The sequence below is a fragment of the Mycolicibacterium tokaiense genome, assembly GCF_010725885.1.
In the GTDB taxonomy this organism is placed as follows: domain Bacteria; phylum Actinomycetota; class Actinomycetes; order Mycobacteriales; family Mycobacteriaceae; genus Mycobacterium; species Mycobacterium tokaiense.
Map to the genome: position 1 here is coordinate 6,117,141 of NZ_AP022600.1, position 19,279 is coordinate 6,136,419.

General features: G+C 69.4%; 18 protein-coding genes. 8 read left to right on the plus strand and 10 right to left on the minus strand.

Going from position 1 to position 19,279, the window contains the following annotated elements; genetic code table 11:
• Nucleotides 1-18: 18 nt before the first annotated feature.
• Both G6N58_RS29430 and G6N58_RS29435 read right to left on the minus strand, forming a co-directional pair.
• Nucleotides 19-5,097 carry a type I polyketide synthase gene (locus tag G6N58_RS29430; protein WP_115280397.1) on the minus strand — a complete coding sequence of 1,693 codons (5,079 nt, stop codon included), beginning with the start codon at nt 5,095-5,097 and terminating at the stop codon, nt 19-21.
• Between the two features lie 39 nt (nt 5,098-5,136).
• Nucleotides 5,137-5,958: a helix-turn-helix transcriptional regulator gene (locus tag G6N58_RS29435; protein ID WP_115280396.1), complete on the minus strand. Its 822-nt coding sequence runs from the start codon at nt 5,956-5,958 to the stop codon at nt 5,137-5,139.
• Between the two features lie 131 nt (nt 5,959-6,089).
• Between G6N58_RS29435 and G6N58_RS29440 the strand changes: the two genes are divergently transcribed.
• Nucleotides 6,090-6,803: an SDR family oxidoreductase gene (locus G6N58_RS29440; protein ID WP_115280395.1), complete on the plus strand. Its 714-nt coding sequence runs from the start codon at nt 6,090-6,092 to the stop codon at nt 6,801-6,803.
• A gap of 45 nt (nt 6,804-6,848) precedes the next feature.
• On the opposite strand, the gene hemW is transcribed toward G6N58_RS29440, so the two are convergent.
• Nucleotides 6,849-8,021 carry a radical SAM family heme chaperone HemW gene (gene hemW, locus G6N58_RS29445; protein ID WP_115281958.1) on the minus strand — a complete coding sequence of 391 codons (1,173 nt, stop codon included), beginning with the start codon at nt 8,019-8,021 and terminating at the stop codon, nt 6,849-6,851.
• An 84-nt stretch (nt 8,022-8,105) separates the two neighbouring features.
• On the opposite strand from hemW, the gene G6N58_RS31275 reads away from it, so the two are divergent.
• The 6 genes from G6N58_RS31275 to G6N58_RS29470 all read left to right on the plus strand — a co-directional run bounded on the left by G6N58_RS31275 (nt 8,106) and on the right by G6N58_RS29470 (nt 13,095).
• Nucleotides 8,106-8,216 carry an Ms4527A family Cys-rich leader peptide gene (locus G6N58_RS31275; RefSeq protein WP_353961418.1) on the plus strand — a complete coding sequence of 37 codons (111 nt, stop codon included), beginning with the start codon at nt 8,106-8,108 and terminating at the stop codon, nt 8,214-8,216.
• Between the two features lie 117 nt (nt 8,217-8,333).
• Nucleotides 8,334-10,025, plus strand: a complete 1,692-nt coding sequence (locus G6N58_RS29450) for a nitrite/sulfite reductase (protein WP_115280394.1) — start codon at nt 8,334-8,336, stop codon at nt 10,023-10,025.
• A gap of 4 nt (nt 10,026-10,029) precedes the next feature.
• On the plus strand, nt 10,030-10,743 hold the full coding sequence (locus tag G6N58_RS29455; RefSeq protein ID WP_115280393.1) for a phosphoadenylyl-sulfate reductase: 714 nt from the start codon (nt 10,030-10,032) through the stop codon (nt 10,741-10,743).
• Entirely contained in the window at nt 10,740-11,456 is a 717-nt protein-coding gene (locus G6N58_RS29460; RefSeq protein WP_115280392.1) for a sirohydrochlorin chelatase, read from the plus strand. Before G6N58_RS29455 ends, G6N58_RS29460 begins: the two co-directional genes overlap by 4 nt.
• Nucleotides 11,457-11,541: 85 nt before the next feature.
• On the plus strand, nt 11,542-12,174 hold the full coding sequence (locus G6N58_RS29465; RefSeq protein ID WP_115280391.1) for a TetR/AcrR family transcriptional regulator: 633 nt from the start codon (nt 11,542-11,544) through the stop codon (nt 12,172-12,174).
• A 3-nt stretch (nt 12,175-12,177) separates the two neighbouring features.
• The gene (locus G6N58_RS29470) at nt 12,178-13,095 is read left to right on the plus strand and encodes a sterol desaturase family protein (RefSeq protein WP_115280390.1); all 918 of its coding nucleotides are present in this window, start codon (nt 12,178-12,180) and stop codon (nt 13,093-13,095) included.
• On the opposite strand, the gene G6N58_RS29475 is transcribed toward G6N58_RS29470, so the two are convergent.
• From G6N58_RS29475 to G6N58_RS29495, 6 genes are all read right to left on the minus strand, one after another.
• Nucleotides 13,082-14,125 (minus strand): sulfate/molybdate ABC transporter ATP-binding protein, encoded by a 1,044-nt coding sequence (locus tag G6N58_RS29475; RefSeq protein WP_115280389.1) that lies wholly within the window; start codon nt 14,123-14,125, stop codon nt 13,082-13,084. The genes G6N58_RS29470 and G6N58_RS29475 overlap by 14 nt on opposite strands.
• 11 nt (nt 14,126-14,136) lie before the next feature.
• A complete protein-coding gene (gene cysW / locus G6N58_RS29480) occupies nt 14,137-14,949 on the minus strand; it encodes a sulfate ABC transporter permease subunit CysW (RefSeq protein ID WP_163908534.1) in 813 nt (270 codons plus the stop codon).
• Nucleotides 14,946-15,797, minus strand: coding sequence for a sulfate ABC transporter permease subunit CysT (cysT, locus tag G6N58_RS29485; protein WP_115280388.1), 852 nt, complete (start codon nt 15,795-15,797; stop codon nt 14,946-14,948). The genes cysW and cysT overlap by 4 nt, the downstream gene beginning before the upstream one ends.
• Entirely contained in the window at nt 15,794-16,828 is a 1,035-nt protein-coding gene (locus tag G6N58_RS29490) for a sulfate ABC transporter substrate-binding protein (RefSeq protein WP_115280387.1), read from the minus strand. Before G6N58_RS29490 ends, cysT begins: the two co-directional genes overlap by 4 nt.
• 133 nt (nt 16,829-16,961) lie before the next feature.
• Nucleotides 16,962-17,054 (minus strand): Ms4533A family Cys-rich leader peptide, encoded by a 93-nt coding sequence (locus G6N58_RS31280; protein WP_353961419.1) that lies wholly within the window; start codon nt 17,052-17,054, stop codon nt 16,962-16,964.
• A gap of 125 nt (nt 17,055-17,179) precedes the next feature.
• Entirely contained in the window at nt 17,180-17,374 is a 195-nt protein-coding gene (locus G6N58_RS29495; RefSeq protein WP_115280386.1) for a hypothetical protein, read from the minus strand.
• 43 nt (nt 17,375-17,417) lie between these two features.
• Here G6N58_RS29495 and G6N58_RS29500 point away from each other — a divergent pair, with 43 nt between their 5' ends.
• The gene (locus G6N58_RS29500; protein WP_264038299.1) at nt 17,418-18,659 is read left to right on the plus strand and encodes an FAD-dependent oxidoreductase; all 1,242 of its coding nucleotides are present in this window, start codon (nt 17,418-17,420) and stop codon (nt 18,657-18,659) included.
• Here the strand turns inward: G6N58_RS29500 and G6N58_RS29505 are convergent.
• Nucleotides 18,656-19,249, minus strand: coding sequence for a TetR/AcrR family transcriptional regulator (locus tag G6N58_RS29505; RefSeq protein ID WP_115280384.1), 594 nt, complete (start codon nt 19,247-19,249; stop codon nt 18,656-18,658). The genes G6N58_RS29500 and G6N58_RS29505 overlap by 4 nt on opposite strands.
• Nucleotides 19,250-19,279 lie beyond the last annotated feature (30 nt).

The window sequence follows — 19,279 nt, forward strand, 5'->3', positions numbered from 1 at the left end:
CTGCCGCGCAACGGTGCGTCAGCAGGCCTCGACCGATTCGCGGCCCGCGGTGAGCAACTCGACGAGGTGGCTGGTGACGGCCGCCGCGGTGGGGTGTTCCCACAGCAGGGTCGGCGGTAGCGCCAAACCCGTCTGCTTCTCCAGCGCCCGCCGCACCGCCACCGTCATGATGGAATCCACCCCGATCTCCACCAGTGGCATGGCGAGGTCCACGTCGTCGGCCGCCAGTCCCAGCTCGGCGCCCACCGCGGCCAGCACCTGCTGCTGTGCCCACTCGGCCGGATCGGTGTCACCGGGCCCGGCGGGGGTGCCCTCGTGTTCTGTTGCGGCGTGGTGTGATTCGGCTTCCGGCGCCACCGCGGCCAGCATCGGCACCGCCGCGGCCGCGGGGAGCACCGGCAGCACCGCCAAGTGCGCGCGGTCGGCGCGCAGGGCGTTGTCGAGTGCGGCCAGAGCGTCGTCGGCGGCTACGGTGCCCATGCCGAGCGCCTCCAGCTGCGCGGCGATGAAGCCGGAGGTGGACCCCATGCCCAGGCCGCGCCACGCCGTCCACGCCACGCTGGTGGTCCGGTCACCGAGGTTGCGGCGGTGCTGGGCGAACACGTCCAGGAACGCGTTGGCAGCGGCGTAGGCGCCCTGCCCCGGGAATCCGGGCAGGTAGCCGCAGGACGAGAACAGCACCAGCCAGTCCAGCTCCCCCGGCGCGAAGACCTGATGCAGTGCCAGCGCACCGTCGACCTTGGGGCGCATCGTCGCGGCCAGGTGAGCGCCAGTGGTGTCCAGCAGAAGCGCTCCCGCTTCGACTCCGGCCGCGTGGATCACCCCACGCACCCGGGGCAGGTCGGCCAGCGCCGCCCGCAGTGTCTCCGCGGCGTCGGGCGCGCCGATGTCGACCGCGGCCACCTGCACGCTGACACCTCGCTCCTCGAGCGCGGCCACCACCCGCGTCGCCTCGGAATCGATGCCGCCCCACTGCGATCGCGGCGGCACACCGGACCGCGACAGCAGAACCAGCCGCCGCGCTCCCCGATCGGCGAGGTGCTGCGCCATCCGCAGCCCCAGCGCTCCGGTGCCGCCGGTGATGACATACGTTCCTGCCGGCGAACAGGTCAGCGGGGCACCGGGCCCGGGTGCGACGGGCTCCAGGTGGGCCACCCGGGCCACCCCGCCACGCACCATCACCACGCCGTTGCCCGCCAGGGAAGCCAGGGCGCCCAACGGTATCCGCGCATCGGCGAGGTCCAGCACGCCACCCCACACCCGGGGGTGCTCGGCGGCGGCCACCCGGGCCACCCCCCACAGCGGCGCGTGGGTCACGTTGTCGCCCTCGTGCACCCGCTGGGTGAGCACCCAGAGCCGGGCGCGGCCGGTGTGCATCACGGCGAGGGCGTCGAGCACCTGCCGCACCGATTCCGCAGCAGGGTCCTGCTCGCTCGGCAGCATCAGCACCACGGCACCCGGGCCCAGATCGCCCGGTAACCCTTCAGGATCGGGGCACAGCCGGAACGGGACGCCGGCCGCGGTGAGGACTGCCTGCACCACCGCCAGCGTGTCCGGATCGCCACCGACGAGCACCACCTCGTCGGGCCGGGCGTCGGCGGGGTACGGCGTCGACGACCACACCAACTCGTGCAAGATCTGTCCGGAGGGGCCCGCGTTCTCGAGTTCCTCAAAGCCCATGCCATGCAGGTACACCAGCACTGCACCCGCGGTGTCCCGGATGGTGACGTCGGTGATCGTCGTCCCGGGACGACGCACCACGTGGATGACGCCCACGGCCGGCGCGGCGCCGTACACGCGCACCCGGTCCACCCGGGCAGGCATGCGCAGCCGGGGTGGCCCGTCGAACACCGTCGAGGCGGCGGAGGTGGCGGCGTCGAGCAGGCTCGCCCAGCTGGCCGGCACCGAGCCGTCAGCCTCCGCGGACACCCGCGCGAGCAGTTGGCCGGCGCCGCGGCGCAGATCCAGGATGTCCCAGCCGAATCCCATGGCAGCCACGCCGAGTCCGGCCAGCGTGGACACGACGTGGCCCGGTGCGAGCACCTCCGGGCAGTCCGGTTGTGCGGGTGTGGGTTCCACGCTGTCGACGGCTACCGCCGCGGTGCTGTGGGTGAGCCACCCGCCCTGTTCGTCATCGATCAACCGGGTGGACAGGGTCAACGCGCCGTCGCGGCGAACCAGCTGGACATCGCGGGTGCGTCCGGGTGCCACCGGGGTCCGTAGTCGCACGTCTGACAGATCGGCGCCGGCCGCGGCGAGGAAGGTGTTCAGCAGCACGGCCGCGGGCACGATCTCGGTGCCCTGCACCGGGTGGTCCCCCGGGTAGGGGCGGGTGTCCAGGTCGAGGCGCGTCTGCCACACCACCGTCGAGGTGGTGGCGACATCCAGTCGTCCGCCGAGCAGAGTGTGCGTGGCGACGTCGTGGACGCCATGTCCACCGGGCGGCGGGGTCGGGGTGCGCCAGAAGTGCCGGTGCTGCCATTGCGTGCCGGGCAGATCACAGGCCCAGGGGCCGCGGCGAGATCGCACCACGACACCGTGGCAGTGCAGCGCCGCCACCGCCGCGTGGACCGCTCGCGTCTGCGGCTGGTCACGCCGCAGTACCGGGATCACCACCGGGTCGGGCTTCCCCAGGTGCGTCACCGTTTCGATCACGGAGTGCGCCACCACCGGATGCGCGGAGACCTCCACGAACACGCGGTGGCCGTCCTGTACGGCGGCGCTCACCGCTTCGGCGAACCGGACCCGGCCCCGCAGGTTGATCACCCAGTAGTCGGGATCGCGGGGCGCCGCCGACCTCGGGTCAGCCAGGGCCGTCGAGTACAACGGGACACATGCGGGCGCGGACGGCCCCAATTGTGCCGTGAGACGGGCCAAGTCACCGGTCAGAGCGTCCATTGCGGGGCTGTGGAACGCCACGTCGGTGGCCACCCGACGCACCGACACACCCTCATCGGCCCACTCGGCGCACACCGCCTCGACAGCGCCGATCGCACCGGAGATGACGCAGGCCACCGGCGAGGAACTGATGGCCGCCACCACGTCGGTGCGGCCCTGTAACCGGGCGTCGGCCTCGTCGTACGGCAGACCCACCAGCGCCATGGCGCCGTAGCCCTGCACGGTGCGGAACCCGCGTGCCCGGTAGCACGCGACGTGAGCGCCCTGTTGCAAGCTCAGCACACCGGAGACCACGCAGGCGGCCACCTCGCCGACCGAATGGCCGATCACCGCGGACGGTTCGACGCCGCGCTCCCGGAGCACGGCTGCCAGCCCGACCTGGATGGCGAATGTCAGCGCCTGGACCCGATCCGTGCCACCGAGTTCACCGGTCCGCAGCGCCTCCCGTGGCGAGAATCCCAGCTCGTCGGCGAACACCGGCGCCACCGCATCGATCACCTCGGCGAACCGCGTTTCAGTGTCCAGCAGCTCGGAACCCATTCCCGCCCAATGCGATCCGTGCCCGGAGAACACCCAGACCGCACCGGTGTCCGGCACAGCGGTGCCTGTCACCACCCGGGGGTCGCGCTCGCCCGCCGCAATGGCCCGCAGCGCCGCCGCGGCGTCGTCCCGGCTCTCGGCGACCACGGCGGCCCGGACGGGCTCGTGTGAGCGCCGGGTCCACAAGGTGGTGGCCACCTGCTCGAGTGGTTGCCCGTCGAGCGCGTCCGCCAGCGCTGCGGCCTGGATGGTCAGCCGGGCCTGTGATCGGGCCGAGATCGGAAGTACCACGGGGAGAGGTTCTTCGGACGTCTCGGCAGCCGACTCAGGTGCCTCTTCGAGCAGCACGTGCGCGATAGTGCCGCCGTATCCGTAGCTGCAGACCGCCGCACGCCGTGGGCCCTGCGCCTCTCGCCACGGCTCGGGCTCGGTGGGCACCCGCAGTCCGCTGGCGGGCCAGTCGAGTGCGCGGGTCATCTTCCGGATACCGGCGGTGGCCGGAATGACTTTGTGGTGCAGCGCCAATGCGGCCTTCATCAGGCCGACCACCCCGGCGGCGCCTTCGAGATGGCCGGTGTTCGGTTTCACCGAGCCGACGGCGCAGGGCGCGTCACGACCCGCTCCGTACACCTGCGCCAGCGCAGTGAGTTCGACGGGATCGCCGGTGGGCGTTCCGGTTCCGTGCGCCTCGATGAAGCCCACGGAGTCCGGTGGCACCTGCGCGACGGCGCACGCCCGGCGGAACAGCTGGGCCTGGGCGTCACCGTTGGGCGACATGATGCCGACGGTGCGGCCGTCCTGGGCCACCGCGCCGCCGCGGATCACCGCCAGTACCCGGTCGCCGTCGCGGCGGGCGTCGGACACCCGTTTGAGCACCACCACCGCAGCGCCCTCCCCGCGGCCGTAACCGTCGGCGGATGCGTCGAATGACTTGCAGCGCCCGTCGGGCGCGGTGGCCCCCGCGACGTCGAGGACGCGGGTGAGGCCGGGCCCGATCAGCGCGCTCACCCCACCGGCGAGGGCCAGCGTCGTCTCGCCGTCGCGTAGCAGCTGGCAGGCCTGGTGCACCGCGACCAGGGAGGCCGCGCAGGCGGCGTCCAGCGCGACGCTGGGCCCGCGCAGGTCGAGCAGATGCGACACCCGGTTGGCGACGCCGCACAACGAGGTTCCGATACCGGTCCACGCTTCGATGCCCGGCAGGTCTTCCATCAGCAGCTTGCCGTAGTCGTCGGAGTTCACGCCCATCAGCACCGCGGTGTCACTGCCGGCCACCGAACGCGGTGCGATGCCCGCGTGCTCGAGGGCTTCCCAGCACACCTCGACCGCCAGCCGCTGCTGCGGGTCCATCAGCTCGGCCTCGCGCGGTGACACTCCGAAGAACTCGGCATCGAAGCCGGCGAGGTCGTCGAGGAAGGAGCCAAATGGGTTGGTCTCTGTGAGCACGGCTGCGTTGCGGGGATCGCGGCGCAGGTAGGGCTCCCACCGCTCGGCGGGGATCTCGCGGACCGCGCTGCCGCCGTCGAGCAGGAACTGCCAGAACTGCGCGGGGGTGGTGACGTCGCCGGCAAGGCGGCATCCGATGCCGACGATCGCGATCGGTTCCGGGGCGGGTTGGGGCTCTACCGTGGTCTGGGTAGGCTTGCCTAACAACTCGTCCATGCGGCCAATAGTGGCACAGACCGCCCGACCGCTGGACTGCTACCCGAGGGTGATCTCGGCAGCCAGGGTGCCGAGCACCTTGAGCGCATCGGCGCTGGGTGAGTCCGGTTCGGCGTGGTAGACCACCAACTCCTGGCCGGGACTCGAGCGCACGTCGAAGGTCTGCATGGTCAGCGTCATCGCCCCCACCGCGGCGTGGCAGAACCGCTTCGACGTCCACGTCTTGCCGCGCGCATCGTGCTCGGCCCACAGCTCGGCGAACTCCGGACTGGCGTCCAGGAGGTGGGCCAGCACGGCGCGGATGCGCGGGTCGTCGGGAGCCAGCCCGTGCCCGTGGCGGAAGCCCGCCACCGAATCCCGCGCCACCACCGACCAGTCGGTATAAAAGCTACGGGCGCCCGGCTCGGTGAACACCACGTGCAACAAGTTGGTCGAGTGCGCCCAGCCGCCGAACAGTGCGTCGGCCATCGCATTGGTGGCCAGGACGTCGTAGGCACGGTTGTAGACCAGCGCCGGGTTGTCCGGCCACATATCCATCAGCTGCAGCAGGGCCGGATCCACGGCGGTGCTGCCCGCGCCGATCTCCCGCGGGCTCAGCCCGGCGAGCCGGAAGAGGTGGCCTCGGCCGTCGTCGGGCAGTTGCAACGCCTGCGCCAGCGAGTCCACGACCGCCGGTGACGGCCGGGTTTCACGGCCCTGCTCCAGGCGCGTGTAGTAGTCGACCGACAGGCCCGCCAGCGCGGCCACCTCTTCGCGGCGCAGACCGCTGACCCGGCGCTGCCCGTAACTGGTCAACCCGATGTCGGCGGGCGAGACCGCGCTGCGCCGCGCACGCAGAAAATCCCCGAGTTCTCCTGCCATGACATCGATGTTAGGTCGTGCCGACCGGTCACGACCCGTTCCTGGGTGCGCTGCACCCAGGAACACCGCATCCTTTTTCGACCGCGGGTTCCGGCGCAGAGTGACTGGTGACACCGGACCGAAGGAGAATCATGAGCAAGTCCGTAGCGCTGGTCACCGGGGCCAGCAGTGGAATCGGCCGCGCCATCGCCCGCCGGCTGGCGAACGACGGCATGACGGTGATCGCCGGCGCCCGCCGCCTCGATCTGCTGCACGAGCTGGCCGGCGAGGTCGACGGGATAGAACCCCGCGAGCTGGACGTCACCGATCGCGGCTCCGTGCAGGCGGCGGTGGACGACATCGTGGCCCGGCACGGACATCTCGATGTGCTGGTGGCCAACGCCGGGGTGATGCCGTTGTCGCGGCTGGACGCCGGCCTGGTCGACCAGTGGGACCAGATGATCGACGTCAACGTCCGTGGGCTGCTGCACGGGCTGGCGGCGGCGCTGCCGGTGTTCGGCCGTCAGGAAAGCGGCCATGTGGTGACCATCGCGTCTGTCGGCGCGCACGAGGTCGGCCCCACCTATGCGGTGTACAGCGGCACGAAGTTCGCCGCGTGGGCCATCACCGAAGGGCTGCGGCAGGAGTCGCCGCCGTGGCTGCGGGTGACCACCATCTGCCCCGGCGTGGTGACCAGCGAACTCGCCGAGACCATCACCGACCCGGTGGCCCGCGACGCGATGGCCGAGTACCGGCGCAACGCCATCTCCCCCGAGGCCATCGCCGATGCGCTGGCCTACGCCGTCGGCACCCCGCCGGAGGTCGACGTCAACGAGATCATCATCCGCCCGGCCGCCCAGCGGTGATTTCGGCGCGCGCGTGACCGCGCAGCGGTTACCAGCGCGCCGAAGTCACTCGAGCAGGGAGCGGACCACGCCGTCGGCGAGCAGTCGCCCGCGGTCGGTGAGCACCAGGCGGTCACCGTGGACGGCGGCCAGTCCCTCGGCCACCACGGCGGGCACCCGCTCCCGCTCGACGGGGCGCAGCAACTCCAGCGGCAGTCCTGCGCGCAGGCGGACGTTGAGCAGGACGTCCTCGACGTGCCGGTCGCCGTCGGAGAGTTCCTCGAAGTCGGCGATGGGCAGCTCCCCCGCTTCGAGCTGTGCGGCATAGGCATTGGGGTGCTTGGCATTCCAGAACCGGGTTGCCCCGATGAAGCCGTGGGCGCCGGGGCCTGCGCCCCACCACTGGCCGCCGCCCCAGTAGCCGAGATTGTGTCGGCACTCGCCACCGGGGCGGCTCCAGTTCGACACCTCATACCAGTCGAACCCGGCGGCGCGGACCATACCGTCGAGCAATTCGTAGCGCGCCGCCAGCACGTCGTCGTCCACCGCCGCCATCTCGCCGCGGCGGACCCGCCGGGCCAGCGCGGTGCCGTCCTCGACCACCAGGGCGTAGGCCGACAGGTGGTCGACGCCGGCACCGATGACCGCGTCCACCGAGCGGCGCAGATCGTCGTCCGTCTCACCCGGCGTGCCGTAGATGAGGTCCAGGTTGACGTGGTCGAAGCCGGCCGCCGACGCCTCGCCCGCTGCGGCGACAGCCCGGCCCGGGGAGTGGGTGCGGTCCAGCAGGCGCAGCACGTGCGCCGCCGCGGACTGCATGCCCAGCGACACCCGGGTGTAGCCGGCCCCCCGGATCTGGTCGAAGAACTCCGGTGATGTCGATTCGGGGTTGGCCTCGGTGGTCACCTCGGCGTCCGGCGCCAGCTCGAAGGCGTCCCGCACCGCGTCCAGCACGGCGGCCAGCCCGGAGCCACCCAGCAACGACGGTGTGCCGCCGCCGACGAACACGGTGTCGACCACCGGGGCGGGCAGCTGCGCGGCGCCGAGCTGCAGTTCCCGGCGGACCGCCGCGAGCCAGCCGTCGGGATTGGCGCCACCCAGCTCACCCGGGGTGTAGGTGTTGAAGTCGCAGTATCCGCAGCGGGTGGCGCAGAACGGGACGTGCACGTAGATCCCGAACGCACCACCGCGGGTCATGGCGAAGCGGGGCGCTTCGCGCGCTGCGGGTGGAGCGGTCATGCACTCCAGTCTCCCCCAACCAGCGGATCGGTCCCGGCGCGGGTTTCGCTCAGGGTGAGCCCAAGTCTGGCCTGATTGGGTGCCATGAGGGCGGCGTGGCAGAATGGCCGGGTGATCGCCGCACGTAAGCCAGCTCTCGTGTCGCGGCGGCATGTCGATTTCAAGCGTGTCTGTAGCTGTTGCTGTCTGCCTTGACGGCTTGATCTCGCCCAGCCTGCCCATAACCTCAGCTGGCCGCCGGATCTGCGTCGACCGGTCAGCCCCCGGTAGCAGCGCGCTCCGAACGCCGGCTCCTGTCCAGGAGCACATCACATGACATCTTCTGAGAAGAACCCGGCCAAGGCCCGTCCCGTCAAGCGTCCTCGGGGTGAGGGCCAGTGGGCCCTCGGCTACCGGGAACCGCTGAACCCCAACGAGCAGGCCAAGAAGGACGACAACCCACTCAACGTGCGGGCGCGCATCGAGAACATCTACGCCAAGGGCGGCTTCGAGAGCATCGACAAGGGTGACCTGCGCGGCCGGTTCCGCTGGTGGGGTCTCTACACCCAGCGCAAGCCCGGCTACGACGGCACCTGGACCGGTGACGACAACACCGACATGCTCGAGGACGAGTACTTCATGCTGCGGGTGCGCAGCGACGGTGGCGCGCTGACCACCGCGGCCCTGCGCACGCTCGGTGGAATCTCCACTGAGTTCGCCCGCGACACCGCCGACCTCTCCGATCGGGAGAACGTCCAGTACCACTGGATCCGGGTCGAGGACATGCCGGAGATCTGGCGCCGCCTCGACGAGGTCGGTCTACAGACCACCGAGGCGTGCGGCGACTGCCCACGTGTCGTCCTGGGTTCACCGCTGGCCGGGGAACACCCCGACGAGGTGCTCGACGGCACCCCGGCGGTCGACGAGATCGTCAAGCGCTACATCGGCAAGCCGGAGTACTCGAACCTGCCGCGCAAGTTCAAGACCGCGATCTCCGGCCTGCAGGACGTGGTGCACGAGGTCAACGACGTGGCCTTCGTGGGAGTCCACCACCCCGAACACGGCCCCGGGTTCGACCTGTGGGTCGGCGGCGGGCTGTCCACCAACCCGATGCTGGGCCAGCGGGTCGGCGCCTGGGTGCCGCTGGACGAGGTGCCCGACGTCTGGGAAGGCGTGGTCAGTGTCTTCCGTGACTACGGTTACCGCCGGCTGCGGGCCAAGGCCCGGCTCAAGTTCCTCATCAAGGACTGGGGCGTGGAGAAGTTCAGGGAAGTTCTCGAAACCGAGTACCTGAAGCGGCCGCTGATCGACGGCCCTGCGCCCGATCCGCTCACCCGGCCGATGGACCACGTGGGCGTGACCAAGCTCAAGAACGGGCTCAACGCCGTCGGAGTGGCGCCGATCGCGGGGCGCGTGTCGGGCACCATCCTCACCAAGGTCGCCGACCTGGCCGAGGCGGCCGGGTCCAACCGGGTGCGCTTCACGCCCTACCAGAAGCTGATCGTGCTCGACGTGCCTGATGACGAGGTGGCCAACCTCCAAGCTGCGCTCGAAGAACTGGGCCTGCCGTCACAGCCGTCGAACTGGCGGCGCAACCTGATGGCCTGCACCGGCATCGAGTTCTGCAAACTGAGCTTCGCGGAAACCCGCAAGCGGTCGCAGTCGCTGGTGCCCGAACTGGAGCAGCGGCTCGAGGACATCAATGCCCAACTGGACGTGCCGGTGACGGTCAACGTCAACGGGTGCCCCAACTCGTGCGCGCGGATCCAGATCGCCGACATCGGCTTCAAGGGCCAGATGGTCGACGACGGCGACGGCGGACAGGTCGAGGGTTTCCAGGTGCATCTGGGTGGCAGCCTGGGCCTGGACAGCGGTTTCGGCCGCAAGCTGCGCCAGCACAAGGTCACCTCCGAGGAGCTCGGACCCTACATCGACCGGGTTACTCGCAACTTCGTGAAACAACGAGAGGCCGGAGAGCGTTTCGCCCAGTGGGCTGTGCGAGCCGACGAAGCGGACCTGAGGTGAATCGATGACTGTTGAGGTGAGTGGTGTGACGGAGACCGACCTGCGGGAGATCGCTGCGCGCGGCGCGGCCGAGCTCGACGGGGCCTCTGCCGAGGAGCTGCTGCGCTGGACCGACGAGAACTTCGGCGGCGCATATGTGGTGGCCTCCAACATGCAGGACGCCGTGCTGGTGGAAATGGCGGCCAAGGTCCGGCCCGGCGTGGACATCCTGTTCCTGGACACCGGTTACCACTTCGCCGAGACCATCGGCACGCGCGACGCCGTGGAGTCCGTCTACGACGTGCACGTGGTGAACGTCGCACCGGAAAACTCCGTGCCCGAACAGGATTCGATCTACGGCAAAGACCTGTTCGCCCGGGACCCGGCGGCCTGCTGCCGGATGCGCAAGGTCGAACCGCTGTCCAAGGCGCTCAAGGGCTACACCGCGTGGGTGACCGGCATCCGGCGGGTGGAGGCGCCGACCCGCGCCAACGCGCCCCTGATCTCGTTCGACGAGGCGTTCGGGCTGGTGAAGATCAACCCGATCGCCGCCTGGTCCGACGAGGACATGCAGCGCTACATCGACACCCACGGCATCCTGGTGAACCCGCTGGTGGACGAGGGTTACCCGTCCATCGGCTGCTTCCCCTGCACCGCCAAGCCCGCCCCGGGTTCCGATCCGCGCAGCGGCCGGTGGGCCGGTCAGGCCAAGACCGAGTGCGGCCTGCACGCGTCATGACGGGGTTCGCCCCGGCGCTGGTGCTGACCGCCCACGGCAGCGCCGACCCGCGGTCCGCTGCGGTGACGCACGCCGTGGCCGGGCGGATCCGGCGCCTGCGGCCGTGGCTGGATGTACGCGCCGCCTTCCTGGAGCAGACGTCTCCCTCGCTGGCCGAGGTGCTGACCGCCACCGAGGACGCGGTGGTGACACCGTTCCTACTGGCCTCGGCGTACCACGCGCGGGTGGACATTCCGGCGGTGATCGCGGAGTCCGGACGGTGTGCGCGACGGGCCGACGCCCTGGGTGAGGATCCCGCTCTGCTCGCTGTGCTGCGGCACCGGTTGGCCGAAGCCGGGGTGTCCGCCGACGAGACCGGCCTGGGCGTGGTGGTGGTGGCCGTGGGTTCGTCGAATTCCGAGGCCAATGCCCGCACTGCCTCGGTGGCCACGACGCTGGCCACCGGAACCCGTTGGGCCGCAACACAGACGGCTTTCGCCACCGGTCCGTATGCCAATCTGGCGGAGTCCCTTGACGCCGTCCGCGCTGCCGGCGCCCGGCGTGTGGTGATCGCGCCGTGGTTCCTGGCGCCCGGCCGGATCACCGACCGCGTGGCCGCCTTCGCCGCCCAGCACAACGTCGCCATGTCCGAGCCACTGGGCTCCCACAACCTGGTGGCGGCCACGGCGCTGGACCGCTACGACGTGGTGTCGTCCGCCCGCGTGGCCGCCTGAGCTCTTCCCTCCCATACGTCCCGCGATGACGCACGTCTGAATTTCAAGTAGTGACTGTTATTCGAATAGCGGTTACTATCCAAGTATGGCTCGTGATCAATCACCCCGGCGCCTCACCCGCGCCGAGAGCAAGGAACTGACCCGGCGCAAGCTGCTCGATGCAGCAGCCCAGGTGTTCGCCCGCAAGGGCTACGCCGCCGCCTCCGTGGACCAGGTCGCCGAGGCGGCCGGATTCTCCGTCGGCGCGGTGTACTCCAACTTCGCCAACAAGGACGAACTGTTCTCGGCACTGATGAGCGACCGCGCCGTCAACCAGATCGGCGAAGTGGCACACATCGTCGACTCCTCCCGCGAACAATCGGCCGACCCGCTGCAGGCACTGGGCGAGATGCTGATCGCCATCGCCGACAAGGACACCGACGCTGCCGTCCTGCGCACCGAATTCTGGCTGCATGCCGTCCGCAACCCCGAACTCATGCAGATCGAGGCCGACTCGTCGGCGAGGACAGTCGAGGCGGTGCGCGGGATCCTCGCAGAGATGTTGGCGCGCAACAACGTCGACGACTCCGTCTCGGTCGACGAGTTCGCGATCACCACCATCGCGCTCTTCAGTGGCCTCATCCGGCAGCGGCGCATCGATCCTGATCGTGTCCACGGCGAGATGTTCGGCCGTGCCCTGCGCTGGCAGCTGGCCGGCATGCCCAAGAAGGAGAATTGACACATGGACTGGGTCGGCAACATCGCGCTGTACGCGATACCAGCATTCGTCCTGCTGCTCAGCATCGAGTTCCTGGGCGACCACCTGGAACGGCGCCGAGACCGTCGCCAGGGGCGCGCCGCGGAACCCCGCACCAAAGCCGGTTTTTCCGGCAAGGACACCTTCGCCAGCCTGGGGGTCTACGGCCTGGGCCGGGTGGGCAACCTGGTCGAGACATTCATCGAACTACCCCTCCTGCTGCTGGCGGCGGCATTCGCACCGCTGGCGCTGTCCGCCTCGGACTGGTGGGTCTGGCTGCTGGCGATCGTCGGCGCGGACCTGGCGTACTACGCCGAACACCGCATGCAGCACCGGGTCCGGCTGTTCTGGGCCGCACACAGCGTGCACCACTCCAGCCAGCACTTCAACATGTCCACTGCGCTACGGCTGCCCACCCTGATCCCCCTGCGCTTCCTGACGAACGTGGTCTACATCCCGCTGGTGCTGGTCGGAATCCCGGTCTGGATGGTCTTCCTGAGTCAGTCCGTGGTGCTGCTCTTCCAGTTCCCGTTACACACCGAACGCATCGGAAAGCTGCACCCGGCAATCGAATACGTGTTCAACACCCCGTCACACCACCGGGTGCACCACGGCGCCAACAACCCGTATCTGGACAAGAACTACGGCGGCATCTTCATCGTGTGGGACCGGATGTTCGGGAGCTACGTCGAGGAGTCGGAGCGCATCCGCTACGGGCTGACCCACAACATCGACACCTACAACCCGATCAAGGTCAACTTCGCCGAGTTCGCCATCATGATGCGCGACGTATGGCATGCCAAGACCTGGCGTGGCCGGATCGGCTACCTGCTGCGGCCGCCCGGTTGGGCGGAGACCGCGCCGTATGTCGAGACGCCCGCGCCGGAGCTCACGACACGCTGAGTTCGCGGTCGGCCGCGCCGTGCTGCCGGCCGGCTGCGATCTGCGGCACCCGGGTGGCCCGGACGTACACCGTGTCACCGGCTTTGAGGCCCAGCGCCTCGGCATCACCGCGGGTGATCTGCGCGGTGAACGAACCGCCGGTGGTGGCGCTGGTCAGTTCCACCCGGACCTCGAAGCCCAGAACGACCACCCGATCGACGACCGCCTTGGTCACCCCGGTGGACTCCGCGGTGCCGTCCCCGGCCGCGATCGCCATCTCGGGATTGCGGCCCACCCGAATGTCATGCGGCCGCACCAGGATTCCGTTGAGGGAGGACACGGTACCCAGGAACGACATCACGAACTCGTTGGCGGGCTCGTCATAGACCTGGGTGGGAGTGCCCACCTGCTCGATGCGGCCCTTGTTCAGCACGGCGATGCGGTCGGCGACGTCGAGTGCCTCGGCCTGGTCGTGGGTCACCAGCACGGTGGTGACATGCACCTCGTCGTGCAGGCGGCGCAGCCAGGTCCGCAGATCCTCGCGGACCTTGGCGTCCAAGGCGCCGAAGGGCTCGTCGAGCAGCAACACCTGCGGATCGACGGCCAGCGCGCGGGCCAGCGCCATCCGCTGCCGCTGGCCGCCGGAGAGCTGGTTGGGGTACCGGTTCTGGAAGCCGGCCAGCCCCACGACCTCGAGCAGGTTGTCGACCTTGTCCTTGATCTCCGGCTTGGGTCGTTTGCGGATCTTGAGCCCGAAAGCCACGTTGTCGCGCACGCTGAGGTGCTTGAACGCCGCATAGTGCTGAAAGACGAAACCGATGCCGCGCTTCTGCGGTGGCACCCGCGTGACGTCTCGGCCGTTGATCGAGATGGTGCCGGTGTCGGGCTGGTCCAGTCCGGCGATGGCCCGCAGCAGCGTCGACTTGCCGGATCCGCTGGGGCCCAGCAGCGCCGTCAGCGACCCGGCCGGGACCGCGAAGTCGACGTTGTCGAGCGCGGCGAAGTCGCCGTAGTGCTTGTTGGCGCCGCTGACGGTGATCGCGTCGGTCATTGTCGGTCTCCCTATTTCTCGGTCCGGGAACGCCGGGCATCGAGGACCACCTGTACGACCAGCACCAGAACCGCGACCGCCATCAACACCGTCGCGATGGCGTAGGCCCCGTACTCATTGGCGCGGTTGTACCGGTCGGCCACCAGCAGCGTCAAGGTCTGCGACTGCCCGGGCAGATTGGACGACACCATGATGACGGCGCCGAACTCCCCCAGGGTGCGGGCGATGGTCAGCACGATGCCGTAGGTCAGGCCCCAGCGGATGGACGGCAGGGTGATCCGCCAGAAGGTCTGCCACCACTGCGCCCCCAGCGTTGCCGAGGCCTCTTCCTGATCGGTGCCCAGCTCGTGCAGCACCGGCTCGACTTCGCGGATCACGAAGGGCACGGTGACGAAGATGCTCGCCAGCACGATGCCCGGGAAGCTGAAGATGATCTTGAGCCCGAAGTCGTTCTCGACGAAGCCGAACAGCCCGGCCGAGCCCCACAGCAGGATCAGCGCCACACCGACCACCACCGGGGAGACCGCGAACGGCAGGTCGATGATCGCCTGCAACGCGCTCTTGCCACGGAACTTGTTGCGCGCGAGCACCAGCGCAGTGGGCACCCCGAAGAGCACGTTGAGCGGCACCACGATGGCGACCACCAACAGCGAGAGCTGCAGGGCGGAAATGGCCGCCGGGGTGGTGATGGAACCGACGAAATCCCCGATGCCCGGTTCCAGCGTGCGCCACAGGATCAGGCCCACCGGCACGATCACCAGAATGCCGATGTAGGCGATGGCGATGAAACGCAGCAGATAGCGGACTGCCGGTGAGAGAGTCATCGCGCCTGCTCCTCCCGGCGTGCGGCCCGCGAGCCGACGGCGCGCAACACGAACAGCACCACGAACGAGATGGCCAGCAGCACAATCGAGATCGCGGCCGCGCCGGTGCGGTCGTCGTTCTCGATCAGGGTGCGGATCCACTGCGAGGACACCTCGGTCTCGCCGGGCACCGCGCCGCCGATCAAGACCACCGATCCGAATTCGCCGATGGCGCGCGAAAACGCCAGGCCCGCACCAGACAGCAGCGAGGGCAGCAGGGCAGGCAGGATCACCTTGTTCAGGATGGTGATGTTCTTCGCGCCCAGCGAGGCTGCGGCCTCTTCGACCTCCCGATCGAGTTCGAGCAGCACCGGCTGCACCGAACGCACCACGAACGGCAAGGTCACGAACAGCAGCGCGATGCCGATGCCCCACTTGGTGTGCTGCAGGTGCAGATCCACCGGGCTGTTGGGGCCGTAGAGCGCCAGCATCACCAGACTCGCGACGATGGTGGGCAGCGCGAACGGCAGATCGATCACCGCGTCGACCAGTCGTTTACCCGGGAAGTCGTCACGGGTGAGCACCCAGGCCACCAGCAGACCGAAGACCCCGTTGATGACGGTCACGCCGATGGAGACCGTCAGCGTCACCTCGAAGGACCGCAGTGCCGACGGCGAGGTGACCGCCGCCCAGAACGCCGCCGCGCCGCCCTTGGCCGACTGCCACAGGATCGCGGCCAACGGCAGCAACACGATCACCGACAGCCACAACGTCGCAGCACCCACCCGCAGTGAGGTACTGCCGTGACGACCGAACGCCCGGCCCGAATCGAGTTCGGGCCGGGCGTCGGTCGCAGCAGTCTGCGTCATCCAGTGGCCTGCTTGTAGATCTTGGTGATGGTGCCGTTGTCCTTGTCGAAGAGCGCGGGATCCACCTCACCCCATCCGCCGAGATCGGAGATGGTCCACAGCTTCTCCGGCTCCGGGAAATCGGCGGCGAACTGCTCGGCAACGGCCGGGTCGACGGGGCGGAAGCCGGCTTCGGCCCAGATCTTCTGGCCCTCGGGGGTGTAGAGGAAGTTCTTCAGGGCGGTGGCCTGCTCCAGGTGCGCGCTGGCGGAGACCACGGCCACCGGGTTCTCGATCTTGAACGTCTGCGGCGGGTTCACGTGCTCGACGGGCTTGCCCTGGCGCTCCACGTAGATGGCCTCGTTCTCGTAGCTGAGCAGCACGTCGCCGGTGCCCTGCAGGAACACGTCGGTGGCCTCGCGGCCCGAGCCCGGGCGGGTCTTGACATGCTCGGTGACCAGCTTGTTGACGAAATCGATACCCGCCTCGGGGTTTTGGCCCCCGTTGCTCTTGGCGGCATACGGCGCGAGCAGGTTCCACTTGGCCGACCCGGAACTGAGCGGGCTGGGGGTGACCACCTCGACGCCGGGCTGCAGCAGATCGTCCCAGTCGCGGATGTTCTTCGGGTTGCCCTCTCGGACCACCAGCGACACCACCGACCCGAACGGCAGACCCTTGGTGGCGTCGGCGTTCCAGTCCGCCGCCACCTTGTCCGCCTTGACCAGACGGGTGACGTCGGGCTCCACCGAGAAGTTCACGATGTCGGCGGGCTTACCGTCGACGACGGCCCGGGACTGGTCGCCCGAGGCGCCGTAGGAGGTGGTGACGGCGACGCCCTTGCCCGCGTCGGTGGCCGCGAAGGCCGGGATGATCTTGCTCCACCCCGGTTCCGGGACGGCGTAGGCCACCAGCGTCAGGGTGGTCTCGGCGTCCGAGGCGCCGCCGTCCTCACCCACCACGTCGCTGGCGCCGCCACCACCACACGCCGCCACCACGGAGGCGGTCAGGGCCAGTGCGGCGGCGGTCTGCCATGTTCGGAGAGTTCTGCGCATTTCGAGGTGCCTTTCGTGGGAACGGGAGCCGGGGATCGGAGGCCCGTCGCAACGGAAAGCGTGTGTTCAGATTCTGGCTACAGCGCACACAACGAGAGCCATCACCGACACCCAACCGCGCACGGGCGTGGGGTCAGCGACAACAACACACATCAGCGACGGCACAAAAACCCACGGCAATGAGGGCCAGGACATGGCCACCCTTGTTGCCGGACGCCGTACGCATGGGCGGAAGAGTAGCAGAGTTACGCGCCGTCACCAGAGCGGGTCAGCGTGTGACCAGCCACATGACGACCACCAGCACCACCAGCAGCACCAAAATCAAGGTCACGCGTGAGCGTGGCAGGCCGTTCACCGGTCACCTCCTTGATCGCTGCGCAGCCGGTGCAGCAACCGAACCCCGTTGCCCAGCAGCGCGTCCAGCACCACCGCGACGATGTAGGCCAACAACAACACCACCGGCATCACCACCATGGTCTGCAACACGAAGCCGAGGCCGGTCAGCCACAATTCGACGCCGTCCCACCAGCTCAGCAGTCCGTCCATCAAAGCGATCGTCCACCCACGCCCACCACCCTACGATCTAGGGGTGGGCACGACCGACAGTGCTACCGAATCCACCACCTGTCTGGTCGCCGGCGGAGGCCCGGCAGGGGTGATGCTCGGCCTGCTGCTGGCCCGCGCCGGCGTCGAGGTCACGGTGATGGAGAAACACGCCGACTTCCTGCGCGACTTCCGCGGCGACACCGTGCACGCCAGCACCCTGCGCCTGCTCGACGAACTGGGGCTGGCCTCCGCCTTCGCGACCGTGCCGCACCGCCTCATCGACGAGATCGCCCTGGATGTCCGCGGCAACGCCCTGACGATGGACCTGCGCAGGCTGCCCGGTGATCACCAGCACATCGCGCTGGTGCCCCAGTGGGATTTCCTGGAGATGCTGGCCCGCGCCGCCGAGCGGGAACCGACCTTCCGGCTGATGCGCAGCGCGGAAGTCCTCGGCCCGCTCTCCGCCGACGGCCGCGTGAGGGGGGTGCGGTTCCGGGACGCCGACGGCCGCGAGCGCCAGATGGCGGCCACGCTGACGGTGGCCTGCGACGGCCGGGCCTCGACGTTGCGCTCGGCCTGCGGCCTGCGGCCCCGCAGCTTCGGAGCACCGATGGATGTGTGGTGGTTCCGGCTGCCGCGCATCGAGGGCGACCCGCACGGGCTCAACGGCCGCTTCGAGAACGGTCAGGCGGTGGCACTGATCGATCGCGGCGACTACTTCCAGGTGGCCTACCTCATCAAGAAGGGCTCGGATGCGGCGATGCGCGCCGAGGGCATCGAGTCGCTGCGCTCGCGGGTCGGCGCCCTCGTGCCCTGGCTGGCGGACCGCACCGATCAGCTCCGGTCCTTCGACGACGTGAAATTGCTTGACGTGCAACTGAATCGCCTGCGCAGATGGTATGCCGACGGCATCCTGTTCCTCGGCGACGCGGCGCACGCGATGTCCCCGGTGGGTGGTGTCGGCATCAACCTGGCCGTGGCGGACGCGGTGGCAGCGGCGCGCATCCTGGCCGGGCCGCTGCGCGCGGGCACGGTGTCCCGCCGGCACCTGGCGCTGGTCCAGGCCCGGCGCTGGCTACCCGCCGCCCTGATCCAGCGGGTGCAGCGGTTCGTGCACGACAACGTGATCGCCCGAGCGTTCAGCGGGCCCATCACCGACGAGCCGGCAGCGCCACCACGGGCACTGCGCCTGGCCCGGCGCTTCCCGATCCTGCCCCGCATCGGCGCCTACGGCGTGGCCATCGGGCCCTTGCCCGAGCACGCACCGGACTTCGCGCGACGCTAGGCGGCGATGACCTCGCTGATGAAGGTCGTGCACGTCGTTCGCATCAACTCCAAGGACATGTTCGGCGATTCCAGGACCACCTGCACCGCCAGCCCGTCGAGCATGCCGATCAACATGTTGGCCTGCACGCGCGCATCGCCGGGCCGCGCCGTTCCAGCGGCCTGCGCGTCGCCGATCACCCCGGCGACCACGTCCCGCCACTGGCCGTAGAGGCGGTCGTTGATCTCCTGCAATACCGCATCGCGACTGCCCTCGGCCCACAGCGCCAGCCACACCTTCCACGCCCGCACCGACAACTCGTCGTTGGGCAGGTAGGACTCCACCAGGTCATGCAGGATCGCCAGGCTGTCTTTGCCCGAGGTGAGCAGCTCCTGGCGCCGCGCCAAGGAATCGGAGAGGTTGAACTCGAACGCCGCGGTGATGACTTCCTTCTTGGTCTCGAAGTAGTAGTGCACCGTGCCGGAACTGACTCCCGCTTCGCGGGCGACGTCGGAGAGGCGCAGGGCCGGGATCCCCGCCGTGGCGATGACTTCACACGCCGCGGCGAGGATCTGTGGCCGGCGCTCGGCTTCCACACTGGGGCGCGGCATCGGTTCCTCCGAGTCGGGCGGACAGCTCAA

What these genes read in the sequence shown, in the direction of transcription:
- cysT (WP_115280388.1), bottom strand. Translation starts at nt 15,797, where the DNA reads ATGACGCAGACTGCTGCGACCGACGCCCGGCCCGAACTCGATTCGGGC.
- G6N58_RS29505 (WP_115280384.1), bottom strand. Translation starts at nt 19,249, where the DNA reads ATGCCGCGCCCCAGTGTGGAAGCCGAGCGCCGGCCACAGATCCTCGCC.
- G6N58_RS29470 (WP_115280390.1), top strand. Translation starts at nt 12,178, where the DNA reads ATGGACTGGGTCGGCAACATCGCGCTGTACGCGATACCAGCATTCGTC.
- cysW (WP_163908534.1), bottom strand. Translation starts at nt 14,949, where the DNA reads ATGACTCTCTCACCGGCAGTCCGCTATCTGCTGCGTTTCATCGCCATC.
- G6N58_RS29495 (WP_115280386.1), bottom strand. Translation starts at nt 17,374, where the DNA reads ATGGACGGACTGCTGAGCTGGTGGGACGGCGTCGAATTGTGGCTGACC.
- G6N58_RS29490 (WP_115280387.1), bottom strand. Translation starts at nt 16,828, where the DNA reads ATGCGCAGAACTCTCCGAACATGGCAGACCGCCGCCGCACTGGCCCTG.
- G6N58_RS29430 (WP_115280397.1), bottom strand. Translation starts at nt 5,097, where the DNA reads ATGGACGAGTTGTTAGGCAAGCCTACCCAGACCACGGTAGAGCCCCAA.
- hemW (WP_115281958.1), bottom strand. Translation starts at nt 8,021, where the DNA reads ATGACCGCTCCACCCGCAGCGCGCGAAGCGCCCCGCTTCGCCATGACC.
- G6N58_RS29450 (WP_115280394.1), top strand. Translation starts at nt 8,334, where the DNA reads ATGACATCTTCTGAGAAGAACCCGGCCAAGGCCCGTCCCGTCAAGCGT.
- G6N58_RS29435 (WP_115280396.1), bottom strand. Translation starts at nt 5,958, where the DNA reads ATGGCAGGAGAACTCGGGGATTTTCTGCGTGCGCGGCGCAGCGCGGTC.
- G6N58_RS29465 (WP_115280391.1), top strand. Translation starts at nt 11,542, where the DNA reads ATGGCTCGTGATCAATCACCCCGGCGCCTCACCCGCGCCGAGAGCAAG.
- G6N58_RS29455 (WP_115280393.1), top strand. Translation starts at nt 10,030, where the DNA reads ATGACTGTTGAGGTGAGTGGTGTGACGGAGACCGACCTGCGGGAGATC.
- G6N58_RS29440 (WP_115280395.1), top strand. Translation starts at nt 6,090, where the DNA reads ATGAGCAAGTCCGTAGCGCTGGTCACCGGGGCCAGCAGTGGAATCGGC.
- G6N58_RS31275 (WP_353961418.1), top strand. Translation starts at nt 8,106, where the DNA reads ATGAGGGCGGCGTGGCAGAATGGCCGGGTGATCGCCGCACGTAAGCCA.
- G6N58_RS29475 (WP_115280389.1), bottom strand. Translation starts at nt 14,125, where the DNA reads ATGACCGACGCGATCACCGTCAGCGGCGCCAACAAGCACTACGGCGAC.
- G6N58_RS29460 (WP_115280392.1), top strand. Translation starts at nt 10,740, where the DNA reads ATGACGGGGTTCGCCCCGGCGCTGGTGCTGACCGCCCACGGCAGCGCC.
- G6N58_RS31280 (WP_353961419.1), bottom strand. Translation starts at nt 17,054, where the DNA reads ATGCGTACGGCGTCCGGCAACAAGGGTGGCCATGTCCTGGCCCTCATT.